We start from the raw sequence: 13993 nt of genomic DNA on the forward strand, positions 1-13993 counted from the left end.
CTCGACGCGGCCGGCATCTCGTACGGGACGGCGTTCCGGAACCTGCGCCGGGCGTGGCGGCGCGACGACGACGTCTACGCGGAGGTGGAACTGCCGGCCGCGCTCAGCCCGGGCGGCCACCGCATCCACCCGGCCCTGCTCGACGCCGCCCTGCACCCCGCCGCGCTCGTCGCGGACGACGACGCGGTCATGCTGCCCTTCTCCTGGCGGGGCGTGTCGGTGCACGCCGACGCCCCGGCCGCGCTGCGGGTACGCATCCAGCGCCCGGCCCCCGACGCCGTCCGGCTCACCGCGTGGGATTCGACCGGCGCCCCGGTGGTGGCCGTGGACACCATGACCGCCCGGCCGCTGAGGGCCGCGCAGCTCGGCGCGGCGGCCACCCGGATCCCGGCGGACTCGCTCTTCGCAGTGGAGTGGACACCGGTCGACGGCCGGCGCGGGGAGCCGGTCGACGGCCAGCGCGGGGAGCCGGTCGACGGCCAGCGCGGGGAGCCGGTCGACGGCCGGCGCGGGGAGCCGGTGGACGCCGGCCGGTGGGCCGTGCTGGACCCGGACGGCCGGGACAGCGTCGGCGCCCTGCCCGGCGCCGAGCGCCTGGCCTCCCTCGCCGTGCTGGGCGACCGTCTGGAGCGCGGCGGACCCGCCCCCGACCTGCTGATCGTCCCGGTCCCGGCCGCCCCGGACGGGCAGCCGCCGGCGCGGGTCCGACTCGTCCTCGACGAGCTGCTCACCCTGCTGCGCGACTGGTCCGCGGACGAACGGTTGGCCGCCGTCCGGCTGGCGGTGGTCACCCGAGGCGCGGTGGCCGCCGGCGCGGACCAGGGTGTACGTGATCTGGCCGGCGCGGCCGCCTGGGGGCTGGTCACCACCGCCCAGTCGGAGAACCCGGGACGGATCACGCTGATCGACCTGGACGACGACGAGGCGTCCGCGCGGGCCCTGCCGGACGCGCTGGCCGGGGAGGATCCGCAGCTCTGCCTGCGCGCCGGGACGGCGCTGCGTCCGCGACTCGTCCGGGCCGCTGTCGACGTACCCGAGCCGGAGCGGGCGCCCGACGGCGGTGGCACCGTCCTGGTGACCGGCGGCACCGGCACCCTCGGTGAGCTCGTCGCCCGGCACCTGGCCCGGAGCCGCCGCGCCCGCCACCTGCTGCTGGTCAGCCGGCGCGGACCGGCGGCGCCCGGGGCGCCCGAGCTGGCCGCGGAGCTGCGGGAACTGGGCGTCGAGGTCACCGTCGCCGCGTGCGACACGGCCGACGAGCGGGCGCTGGCGCGGGTGATCGCCGACATCCCGGCGGACCGGCCGCTCACCGCGGTCATCCACGCGGCCGGCGTCCACGACGGCGGCCTGGCGCCCACGCTGACCCGCGAGCAGGTGGAGCGGGTGCTGCGACCCAAGGTGGACGCGGCCTGGAACCTGCACCGGCTGACCCGGCACCTGGACCTGACCGCGTTCGTGCTCTTCTCCTCGGCGGCGGGGCTGCTCGGTAGCCCCGGCCAGGCCAACTACGCCGCCGCCAACACCTTCCTCGACGCGCTGGCCGGGCAGCGGCGCGCGGCGGGCCTGCCCGGCACCTCGGTGGCCTGGGGGGTGTGGGCGCACGACGCCGGAATGGCCGGTGACCTGGGCAGCGCCGACCGGGCCCGGATGGCCCGCTCGCGGATCCTGCCGCTGCCCGTCCGGCACGGCCTCGCCGTCCTCGACGGGGTGATGGGCGGTGCGGGCACCCCGGTGCTGGTGGCCGCCCGGCTCGACCTGTCCACACCGCCGGACGCGGCGCAGCGGGCGTCGATCCCGCCGCTGCTCGCCCCGCTGGTGCCGGCCGCGCCGGCCGGCCCGGCGGCCGACCCGGCGGCGCTGGTCGACCGGGTCGCGCAGCTGCCGGAGGGCGAGCGGGAACAGGTCCTGCAGGATCTGGTACGCGACCACGTGGCCGCCGTCCTCGGACACACCTCCGGCCAGTCGGTCGACGCGGACCGGGCGTTCAAGGAACTCGGCTTCGACTCGATCACGGCGGTGGAACTGCGCAACCGGCTCAACCACCAGACCGGCCTGCGCCTACCGGCGACGCTGGTCTTCGACTACCCGACGGTCGGCACGCTCGCCGCGCACCTGCACACCCGGCTGGCGCCCCCGGTCGTCGCCCCGTCGGCCCGGGCGCTCGCCCAGCTCGACGAACTCGCGGCGCTGATCGCGGCGATCCCCGGCGGCGACACCGGGCAGGAGATCGTGGCCGCGCGGCTGCGTTCCCTGCTGGCCGGCCTCGGCAGCCGGAACCCGGAACCGGGCGACGACGACCTGCTGTCAGCGACCACCGAGGAGCTCTTCGACGTGCTCGACAACGAACTCGGACTCCACCAGGGCGGTGAGCTGCGATGAACGCCAAAACCCAGCGGGCCGAGGTCACGGTCAGCCAGGAGAAGCTGCACGACTACCTGCTGCGGGCCACGACCGACCTGCGGCAGACCAGGCGGCGCCTGCGCGAGTACGAGGAGCGGGCGCGGGAGCCCATCGCCATCGTGGGCATGGGCTGCCGTTTCCCGGCCGGCAGCACCTCGCCGGAGCGGTTGTGGGAGCTGCTGGTGGCGGGACAGGACGCCGTGACCGGCTTCCCGGCCGGCCGCGGCTGGGACACCGACCGGCTCTACGATCCCGATCCCGACAACCCTGGCAGCTCCTACGTCCGCACCGGCGCGTTCGTCACCGATGCCGACCAGTTCGACGCCGACTTCTTCGGCATCAGCCCCCGGGAGGCCCTGGCGACCGACCCGCAGCAGCGGATCCTGCTGGAGGTTGCCTGGGAGACCCTGGAACGTGCCGGTCTCGATCCGGCCGGGCTTCGCAGCAGCAGCACGGGCGTCTTCGTCGGGACGAACGGCCAGGACTACGTCAAGCACGTCTCCGGTGCGGTCCCCGACGTCGAGGGGTTTCTGGCCACCGGCAACATCGCGAGCGTCGTGTCGGGTCGCATCTCGTATGTGCTCGGGCTCGAAGGGCCGGCGGTGACCGTGGACACGGCGTGCTCGTCGTCGCTGGTCGCCACCCACCTCGCCATCCAGGCGCTGCGCAACGAGGAATGCACCCTGGCCCTGGCGGGCGGCGTGACCATCATGGCCACGCCGACCACGTTCGTGGAGTTCAGCCGGCAGCGCGGGCTGGCGCCGGACGGCCGGTGCAAGCCGTTCGCCGAGGCCGCCGACGGCACCGGCTGGGGCGAGGGCGCCGGACTGATCCTGCTGGAACGCCTCTCCGACGCCCACCGCAACGGCCACCACGTCCTCGCCGTCATCCGCGGCTCCGCGGTCAACCAGGACGGCGCAAGCAACGGGCTGACCGCACCGAACGGACCGTCGCAGCAGCGAGTGATCCAGCAGGCCCTGGCCAACGCCGGCCTCACCCCCACCGACGTCGACGCCGTCGAAGCCCACGGCACCGGCACCACCCTCGGCGACCCCATAGAGGCCCAGGCCCTGCTCGCCACCTACGGGCAGAACCGCGACGAGCCGTTGTGGCTGGGGTCGATCAAGTCGAACATCGGGCACACCCAGGCTGCGGCCGGCGTCGCCGGGATCATCAAGATGGTCCAGGCCATCCGCCACGGAACGCTGCCGAAGACGTTGCACGTCGATGCCCCTTCGTCGCACGTGGACTGGGACACCGGGGACGTCGCCCTGCTCACCGACGCCCGACCCTGGCCGGATCACGACCGGCCCCGCCGCGCCGGTGTCTCCTCCTTCGGAATCAGCGGCACCAACGCCCACCTCATCATCGAACAGGCCCCGGCCACGGCGCCCACGGTGACCGGGGAAACGACGGCCGCAGCGAACGGGGAAGCAGCGCCCGCGCGGAACGAAGCAATGGCCGCGGGGAACGGGAAAGCGGCACCCGCGACGACCGGAAAAGCAACGCTCGCGCTGCCGTGGCTGCTCTCGGCGAAAACGCCCGCCGCGCTGCGGGACCAGGCCGCCAACCTCGCCGCTCACCTCGACCAGCACCCCGACCTCGACCCGGACGCGGTCGCCGCAGCCCTGCTCACCACCCGCACCGCCTTCACCGAGCGTGCCGCCGTGCTCCCCACCGACGACCCCGCCCAGACACTTCGCGCCCTCGCCGCCGACCGGCCGCATCCGGCGCTGGTCCAGCACACCGCCGCCCACAGCGGCCGGACCGTGTTCGTGTTCCCCGGCCAGGGCGGGCAGTGGCTGGGCATGGGCCGCGAACTGGCCGAACAGAGCGAGGTCTTCGCCGCCCACCTCGACGCCTGCGCCGATGCGCTACGGCCCTACGTCGACTGGGACCTGCACACGGTGCTCCACGACGACGACCCCGACTGGCTGACCCGCGTCGACGTGGTCCAGCCCGTGCTGTTCGCCGTCATGACCGGACTCGCCGCCGTGTGGCGGCACCACGGCATCACCCCCGACGCCGTCATCGGCCACTCCCAGGGCGAGATCGCCGCCGCCTGCGCCGCCGGAGCCCTCACCCTCAACGACGCCGCGAAGATCGTCGCCCTACGGGCTCAAGCCCTGCGGGCGCTCATCGGACACGGCGACATGGCCTCCCTCGCCCTACCCGCCGACCAGGTCACCGAACTCCTGGCCGCCTTCGACGGACGGGCGCACATCGCCACCGTCAACGGACCCAACGCCACCGTGATTGCCGGCGACCCCGACGCCGTCGCCGCCGCCGTCGCCCACTGCAAGGACCGCGACATCCCCGCCCGCGTGCTCCCCGTCGGCTACGCCTCCCACACCCCCCACGTCGAAGCACTCCGCGACGAAATCCTCGCCGCCCTCGACGGCATCACCCCGACCGCAACCGACGTCGCCTTCTACTCCACGTTCACCGGCGACCGCATCGACACCGACACCCTGAGCGCGGACTACTGGTACGACAACCTCCGCCACCCGGTCCAGTTCCAGACCGCAACGGAAGCGCTGCTGCGCGACGGCCACACCACCTTCATCGAGGTCAGCCCCCACCCGGTGCTCATCCAGCCCATCGAGGACACCCTGGGCGACCGGGACGCAGTCACCATTCCCACCCTGCGCCGGGAGGCCACCCACCAACTCACCACCGCGCTCGCCACCGCACACACCCACGGCCTCCCCGTCGACTGGCGGCTCCCGGCGACGACACCCCAGGTCGACCTACCCACCTACCCCTTCCAACGCCAGCGCTACTGGCTCCAGGCCCCACCCACCATCAGCGACGCCGCCGACCTCGGCCAAACCTCCGCCGAACACCCCCTCCTCGCCGCCGCCATCGAACTCCCCGACCAGCAGGGACACCTGTTCACCGGCCGACTCACCCTCGACCGGCAACCCTGGATCGGCGACCACACCGTCACCGACACCGTCCTGCTCCCCGGCACCGCCTACGTCGACCTCGCCCTGCACGCCGGCCACCACACCGCACACCCCCACCTCGACGACCTCACCATCGAAACCCCACTCACCCTCGACACAGACAGCGACCTGCAACTACACGTCGAAGTCGGACCCGAACAGCAGCCGGGACACCGCCCCATCACCATCCACAGCCACCAGCACGACACCTGGACCCGACACGCCACCGGCACCCTCATCCGTACGGCACCGGCTCACCAATCCGCCGCCGACACCGAATGGCCACCACCCGGCGCCACCCCCGTCGACCTCACCGACCTCTACGACACCCTCGCCGGCACCGGCCTCCACTACGGCCCCGCCTTCCAGGGCGTCCAAGCCGTCTGGCGCCACGGCGACACCCTGTACGCCGACATCCACCTGCCCGACGACCAGGACACCACCGGCCACGGCATCCACCCCGCCCTGCTCGACGCCGCCCTGCACCCCATGGCCGCGACCGCCACCGACCCGAAGCTGCCGTTCTCCTGGACCGGGATCACCCTGCACGCCACCGGCGCCCGGCACCTGCGGGTCCGGCTCCAGCCCGCCGGCGACGACACCCTCCGGCTGCACGCCATCGACCCCACCGGCGCGCCCGTCGTCACCGTCGACGCCCTCACCGTCCGGCCCCTGCCCGCCGGACACCTCGGCGGCGACCGCACCGTCCGGGAGAGCCTGTTCCAGCTCGACTGGAAGCCCGTCGCCCCGCCCGCCGGCGAGCACCCGGTCCCCGAGGTCCTGGACGTGGCCGGGGCTCGGCTGCTGCTGGCCGGCGCCGGGCCGCTGCCCGAGGTGGTTGTCATCGCGGTGCCGGCGTCGGACGACCCGGACCTGCCGGCGGCGGCGCACGCCACCGGGGAGGAGCTGCTCGGCCTGCTCCAGGCCTGGTCCGCCGACGAGCAGGGGCACGAGGGCCGGCTGGTCGTGCTGACCTGCGGCGCGGTCGCCGCGTACCCCGGGGAGGACGTCCCCGGCCTGGCCGCCTCGGTGGTGTGGGGGCTGGTCCGGGCCGCGCAGTCGGAGCACCCGGACCGGTTCGTCCTCGTCGACCACGACGGCCACCGGGCGAGCCGGGACGCGCTCGCTGTGGCCGTCGCGACCGGCGAGCCGCAGCTCGCCGTCCGGCAGGGCACCCTGCTGGTGCCGCGACTCGGCCGGCCCCGGGCCGGGGCCGACCTGGTCGCGCCCGCGGAGGGCCGCTGGCGGCTGGCCGTGGCGGCGGAAGGGTCGTACGCGGGGCTGGCGCTCGCCCCGGCCGACGCGCTGCCGGAGACGCCCGGACCGGGCGAGGTCCGGGTCGCGATCCGCGCCGCCGGCCTGAACTTCCGGGACGCCATGGTGGCGCTCGGGACGTACCCGGGCAGCGTGGAGCTGGGCAGCGAGGCGGCCGGTGTGGTGACCGCGGTCGGGGTCGGGGTGACCGACCTGGCCGTGGGCGACCGGGTGATGGGCCTGTTCACCGGGGCGCTGACCCAGGTCGCGGACGTGGATCGGCGGTTCCTGGCGCCGGTGCCGCCGGGCTGGTCGGACGTGGCGGCGGCCACCGCGCTGGTCGCCTTCGTGACCGCGTACCACGCGCTGCGGGACTTGGCGGAGGTCCGGGCCGGCGAGTCGCTGCTCGTGCACGCCGCCGCCGGTGGGGTCGGCGCCGCCGCCGTGCAGCTGGCCCGGCTCTGGCAGCTCGACCTGTACGGCACGGCCAGCCCCGGCAAGTGGGCGGCGCTGGCCGGGCAGGGCCTCACCGGTGAGCGCGTGGCCTCGTCCCGGGACACGCGCTTCGAGGCGACGTTCCGGGCCGCGACGGGTGGGCGCGGGCTGGACGTCGTGCTGAACGCCCTGGCCGGGGAGTTCGTCGACGCGTCGCTGCGGCTGCTCGCTCCGAACGGCCGGTTCGTCGAGATGGGCAAGACCGACGTCCGCGACGCCGAGCAGGTGGCGGCCCGCCACCCGGGGGTGCGGTACCGGGCGTTCGACGTGACCGAGGCGGGACCGGACCGGATCCAGGAGATCCTCGTCGAGCTGTCCGGGCTCTTCGCCTCCGGCCGGCTGCGGCCCCTCCCGGTGACCGCCCGGGACGTACGGCTGGCGCCGGCCGCCCTGCGCGAGCTGGGCCAGGGCCGGACGGTCGGCAAGCTGGCGGTGACCGTGCCACGCCGGCTGCGCGCCGGCGACGGCCGGCCGCTCGACCCGGACGGCAGCGTGCTGATCACCGGCGGGACGGGCACGCTGGGCGGCCTGGTCGCCACCCACCTGGTGTGGACGGGACAGACCGCGCACCTGGTGCTCGCCAGCCGCCGCGGCGCCGCCGCGGCCGGCGCGGACGAGCTGGTCGAGCGGCTGCGGGACGGCGGCGCGACGGTCACCGTGGTCGCCTGCGACACCGCCGACCCGGCCGCCGTCGCCGACCTCGTCGCCGGCATACCGGCCGCCCACCCGCTCACGGGCGTGGTGCACGCCGCCGGCGGGTTGGACGACGCCACCATCGGGTCGCTCAGCCCGGCGCAGTGGCACGCGGTGCTGCGCGCGAAGGTGGACGCGGCCTGGCACCTGCACCGGGCCACCGCGCACCTGGACCTCGCGGCGTTCGTGCTGTTCTCCTCGGCGGCCGGTGCGCTGGGCAACGCGGGGCAGGGCAACTACGCGGCCGGGAACACGTTCCTGGACGCCCTGGCGCACCACCGCGCGGCCCGTGGCCTGCCGGCGGTCAGCCTGGCCTGGGGCCCGTGGGCGCAGCGCAGCGGCCTGACCGGCGGGCTCGACGAGCGCGCCACCGGCCGGCTGGCCCGCGGCCTGCGCCCGCTCGGGACCGAGGAGGCGTTGCGCCTGCTCGACGCCGGGCTCGCCGGGGCGCAGCCCCATCTCGTACCCGTGGTGGTGGATGTGGCCGGGCTGCGGCGCCAGGCCGCCGGCGCGGGGCTGCCGGCGGTCCTCGCCGACCTGGTACGCGCGCCCGCCCGCCGGGTCGCGTCGGCGCTCGACGGCGGGCCGACGCTGCGCGACCGGCTCGCGGCCCTCGACGACGCGGGCCGCCGCGACCGCCTTCTCGACCTCGTACGGGCGCAGGCGGCGGCCGTGCTCGGCCACGACACCCCGGCCGGCGTGGCGGCGGGCCGGCCGTTCAAGGAGCTGGGGTTCGACTCGCTGACCGCGGTGGAGCTGCGCAACCGGCTCAACACGGCGACCGGGCTGCGGCTGCCGGCCACGCTGGTGTTCGACCACCCCTCGCCGGAGGCGCTGGCCCGGTTCCTCGTCGCCGAGCTGGGCGGCGGCGCGCCGCTGCCCGTGGCGACGGCGGCACCGGCCGCGGCCGGGCTGGACGAGCCGGTGGCCATCGTGGGGATGGCCTGCCGGTACCCGGGCGCCGACTCGGCGGAGCAGCTCTGGTCGGCGATCCAGGCCGGGCTCGACGCCACCTCCACCATGCCGACCGACCGGGGCTGGGACATCGCCGGCATCTACTCGGCCGAGCCGCAGGCGGGACGCACCTACACCACGCGTGGGGCGTTCCTGCCCGACGCGGGCGGGTTCGACGCCGAGTTCTTCGGCATCAACCCGCGGGAGGCGCTGGCCACCGACCCGCAGCAACGGCTGCTGCTGGAGACGGCGTGGGAGGCGCTCGAACAGGCGGGGCTGGACCCGGCGGCGCTGCGGGGCAGCGCGACCGGGGTGTTCGCCGGTGTGGTGGCGCAGAACTACGCGCCGGCCTCGGTGGACGCACACCCGGAGGTCGCCGGGTACCTGATGACCGGCAGCACCACCAGCGTGGCCTCGGGTCGGGTGGCGTACGCGTTCGGGTTCGAGGGGCCGGCGATCACCGTGGACACCGCCTGCTCGTCGTCGCTGGTGGCCACCCACCTGGCCGTGCAGGCCCTGCGCAACGGCGAGTGCACCCTGGCGCTGTCCGGTGGCGCGTCGGTGATGGCGGCGCCGGGCATCTTCGCCGAGTTCAGCCGCCAGCGCGGGCTGGCTCCCGACGGGCGGTGCAAGCCGTTCGCCGCGGCGGCGGACGGCTTCGCGCTCGGTGAGGGCGTGGGGCTGCTGGTGCTGGAGCGGCTCTCCGACGCCCGCCGCCACGGCCACCGGGTGCTCGCGGTGATCCGGGGATCGGCGGTCAACCAGGACGGGGCCAGCAACGGGTTGACCGCCCCGAACGGGCCGTCCCAGCAGCGGGTCATCCGCCAGGCCCTGACCAACGCCGGCCTCACCCCCACCGACGTCGACGCCGTGGAAGCCCATGGCACCGGCACCAGCCTCGGCGACCCCATCGAGGCCCAGGCCCTGCTGGCCACGTACGGGCAGGACCGCGACGAGCCGCTGTGGCTCGGGTCGATCAAGTCGAACATCGGCCACACCCAGGCCGCGGCCGGCGTCGCCGGCATCATCAAGATGGTCCAGGCCATCCGGCACGGCGTCCTGCCCCGGACGCTGCACGTCGACGCGCCCACCCCGCACGTCGACTGGGCGTCCGGCGCGGTCGCCCTGCTCACCGAGAACACCGCGTGGCCGGAGCGCGGCCGGCCCCGCCGCGCCGGCGTCTCCTCGTTCGGCATCAGCGGCACCAACGCCCACCTGATCCTGGAGGAGTCCCCGGCCCCCGCCGCCCGGCCGGCGCGGGTCCCGGCCGCGCCGCTGCCGTGGTTGCTCTCCGCCCGGACCCCGGCCGCGCTGCGGGACCAGGCCGACCGCCTGATCGGGTACGCGGGGCAGCACCCGGACGTCGAGGTCGACGGGGTGGCGGCGACGCTGCTGACCCGGTGCGGGTTCGCGCGACGCGCGGCGGTGCTCCCCGGCGGCGATCCGATCGAGGCGCTGCGGGCCCTCGCCCAGGACCGGCCGCACCCGGCCCTGCTCCAGCACACCGCCACCCACACCGTCCGGACCGTTTTCGTGTTCCCCGGCCAGGGTGGCCAGTGGCTGGGCATGGGCCGCGAACTGGCCGAGCAGAGCGACGTGTTCGCCGCCCACCTCGACGCCTGCGCCGATGCGCTACGGCCCTACGTCGACTGGGACCTGCGTGAGGTGCTGCACGACGACAACCCCGACTGGCTCACCCGCGTCGAGGTCGTCCAACCCGTGCTCTTCGCCGTCATGACCGGACTCGCCGCCGTCTGGCAGCACCACGGCATCACCCCCGACGCCGTCATCGGCCACTCCCAAGGCGAAATCGCCGCCGCCCACACCGCCGGAGCCCTCACCCTCGACGACGCCGCCAAGATCGTCGCCCTGCGCGCCAAAGCCCTGCGGGCACTCATCGGCCACGGTGACATGGCCTCCCTCGCCCTCCCCGCCGACCAGGTCACCGAACTCCTGGCCGCCTTCGACGGACGGGCGCACATCGCCACCGTCAACGGACCCAACGCCACCGTGATTGCCGGCGACCCGGAGGCAGTGGCGGCGATCGTGGCCCACTGCAAGGAGCACGACATCCCCGCCCGCGTGCTCCCCGTCGGCTACGCCTCCCACACCCCACACGTCCAAGCACTGCGCGACGAAATCCTCGCCGCCCTCGACGGCATCACCCCCACCCCCACCGATGTCGCCTTCTACTCCACCTACACCGGCGACCGCATCGACACCGACACCCTCACCAGCGACTACTGGTACGACAACCTCCGCCACCCCGTGCAGTTCCAGACCGCCACCGAAGCACTCCTGCGCGACGGCCACACCACCTTCATCGAACTCAGCCCCCACCCCGTCCTCATCCAACCCATCGAGGACACCCTGGGCGACCGGGACGCAGTCACCATCCCCACCCTGCGCCGGGACGCCACCCACCAGCTCACCACCGCGCTCGCCACCGCGCACACCCACGGGCTGCCCGTCGACTGGTCGCCGCTGCTGCCGGCCGGGGCGCCCCTGGTCGACCTGCCGAGCTACCCCTTCCAGCGGCAGTGGTACTGGCTGCACGCCGCCGCCACGGTCACCGACGCCGCCGACCTCGGCCAGACCACCACCGAACATCCCCTCCTCGCCGCCGCCATCGACCTGCCCGACCAGCAGGGACACCTGTTCACCGGCCGGCTCACCCTCGACCGGCAACCCTGGATCGGCGACCACGCCGTCACCGGCACCGTCCTGCTGCCCGGCACCGCCTACGTCGACCTGGCCCTGCACGCCGGCCACCACACCGGACACCCCTATCTGGACGAGCTGACCATCGAGGCTCCGCTCACCCTCGACGCCGACAGCGACGTGCGACTGCACGTCGAGGTCGGCCCGTACCAGCCGGACGGCCGGCGGACCCTCACCATCCGCACCCGTCCCGCCGAGGACGGCGCCTGGACCCGCCACGCCACCGGCACGCTCACCGGCGAACCGTCGCCGGCCGGCGCGGACTCCCCGACCGCCTGGCCGCCCGCCGGGGCGGTCCCTGTCGACAGCACCGACCTCTACGACACCCTCGCCGCCGCCGGCCTGCACTACGGCCCGGCATTCCAGGGGGTCCGGGCGGTCTGGCGGGACGGGGACACCCTGTACGCCGAGGTCCAGCTCCCCGACGACGTGGGCGCCGACGGGTACGGCCTGCATCCCGCCCTGCTCGACGCCGCGCTGCACCCCGTCGCCGCCACCGCCGGCGAGCTGAAGCTCCCGTTCGCCTGGACCGGAGTCGCCCTGCACCGCACCGGCGCCCGGCACCTGCGGGTACGGCTCACCCCGACCGGCGACGACACCGTCCGGCTGCACGCCACCGACCCGGCCGGCGCCCCCGTCGTCACGGTCGACGGGCTCACCGTCCGCCCACTCCCCGCCGCCCACCTGCGCCGGCACAGCACCCGCGACGCGCTCTTCCAGCTCGACTGGAAGCCCAGCCCCGCCCCGGTGACCGCGCTGACGGGCCGGGAACCGGTCCGGGACCTCGCCGGCCTGGCCGACCTCCTCGCCGCCGACGGACCGGCCCCGGCCCTGGTGCTCGTCGCGCCCGGTGTCCCCGACGGGTCCCCGCCGCGGGCGGTGGCGGAGCTGGTGAGCCGGACCGCCGAGGCGCTGCGGGCCTGGCTGGCCGACGACCGGTTCGCCACCAGCCGGCTGGTGGTGCTGACCCGGCAGGCCGTGGCGACCCGGCCCGACGAGGAGATCGGCGACCTCGTCGCGGCCGCCCTGTGGGGGCTGGTCCGCAGCGCCCAGTCGGAGCACCCCGACCGGTTCCTGCTTCTCGACCATGACGGCGAGCCCACGGGCGTACCCCTGGCCGAGCCGCAGGCGGCCGTCCGGGACGGCGCGGTGGTCGTACCCCGGCTGGTGCGGGCGGTCTCCCACGTGGAACCGGTGGTCTCCCCGCTCGACCCCGACGGCACGGTCCTGATCACCGGCGGCACCGGCACCCTCGGCGGCCTGCTCGCCGCCCACCTGCTCGACCGCCACCGGGTACGGCGGCTGGTGCTGATCAGCCGCCGCGGGGCCGACGCGCCCGGGGTGGCGGAGCTGGTGCGGCACCTCGGCGAGCGGGGCGCGCGGGTGACGGTGGTGGCGGGGGACGTCGCCCACCCGGAGACGGTGGCCGCGGCGCTCGGCGCGGTCGACCCCGACCACCCGCTGACCGGCGTCTTCCACGCCGCCGGGGTGCTCGACGACGCCGCCCTGCACAGCCTCACCGACCGGCAGATCCGGGACGTGCTCCGGCCCAAGGTGGACGGCGCCTGGCACCTGCACCGGGCCACCCAGGGCCTCGACCTGGCCGCGTTCGTGCTCTATTCGTCGGTGGCGGGCATCCTCGGCGGCCCGGGTCAGGCTCACTACGCCGCCGCGAACACCTTCCTCGACGCGCTGGCCCACCACCGGCGCGCCGCCGGCCTGCCCGCCACCGCGCTGGCGTGGGGCTACTGGGCCGAGACCAGCGCGATGACCGGGACGCTGGGCGAGGTGGACCGGGCGCGGATCGCCCGGGGCATGCGGCCGATGGCGACGGAGCTGGCCCTGGACCTGCTCGACGCCGCCCTGCCCGGCGACAAGCAGCCGGTGATCGTGCCGGCGGCCCTGGACCTGGCGGCGCTGCGCGCCCACGCCGACGACCCAGGTCTCCCGCCGCTGCTGCGGTCCCTGCTTCCCGCGGCCCGGCCCCGGGTGGCCGCCCCGCCGCCCGACCTCACCGGGCTGGCCGAGGCCGAGCGCCGGCGGGTGCTGACCGGCCTGGTCCGGGGCCACGTGGCCGCCGTCCTCGGTCACGCGGACGCCGACCAGGTGGCGCCCGACCGGGCGTTCCGGACCCTCGGCTTCGACTCGCTCACCGCCGTCGAGCTGCGCAACCGGTTGGCCGCGGCCACCGGACTGCGCCTGCCGGCCGCGCTGGTCTTCGACCACCCGACCGTGTCCGCGCTCGTGGAGCACCTGGTGGCGCGGACCGCCGGACCGGGCGACGGCGGCGCCGCCGCGGCGCTGCGCCACCTCGACGAGCTGGAGACGGCCGTGCTGGCCACCGGGGGCGGGCCCGCCGACGACGACCGGGTGACGATCGCCGGCCGGCTGCGCGCGCTGCTGGCGCGGCTGGACGGTACGGACCGGCCCGCGGCGGCCGACGTGCGGGAGCGCCTGGACGCCGCCAGCGCCGACGAGATCTTCGCCTTCATCGACAACGACCTGGGTCGAGGCTGACCCTGCCGCAG

At 75.6% G+C, this 13993-nt stretch carries 2 protein-coding genes (1 of these 2 cut by a window edge); both read left to right on the plus strand.

Translation table 11 applies throughout. The annotated features are described in order from the left end of the window. Positions 1-2379, plus strand: the 3' end of a protein-coding gene (locus tag ACQP12_RS21430; protein ID WP_433281407.1) for an SDR family NAD(P)-dependent oxidoreductase. Its footprint begins 19233 nt before the window's first position; only the last 2379 of its 21612 coding nucleotides appear in the window; the start codon falls outside the window, past its left edge; the stop codon is at positions 2377-2379. Next, positions 2376-13982 carry an SDR family NAD(P)-dependent oxidoreductase gene (locus ACQP12_RS21435; protein WP_433281410.1) on the plus strand — a complete coding sequence of 3869 codons (11607 nt, stop codon included), beginning with the start codon at positions 2376-2378 and terminating at the stop codon, positions 13980-13982. Before ACQP12_RS21430 ends, ACQP12_RS21435 begins: the two co-directional genes overlap by 4 nt. Positions 13983-13993: the final 11 nt, after the last annotated feature.

Origin of the sequence: Micromonospora sp. CA-244673 (assembly GCF_050948395.1) — a bacterium.
Classification (GTDB): Bacteria; Actinomycetota; Actinomycetes; order Mycobacteriales; family Micromonosporaceae; genus Micromonospora.

What these genes read in the sequence shown, in the direction of transcription:
- ACQP12_RS21435 (WP_433281410.1), top strand. Translation starts at nt 2,376, where the DNA reads ATGAACGCCAAAACCCAGCGGGCCGAGGTCACGGTCAGCCAGGAGAAG.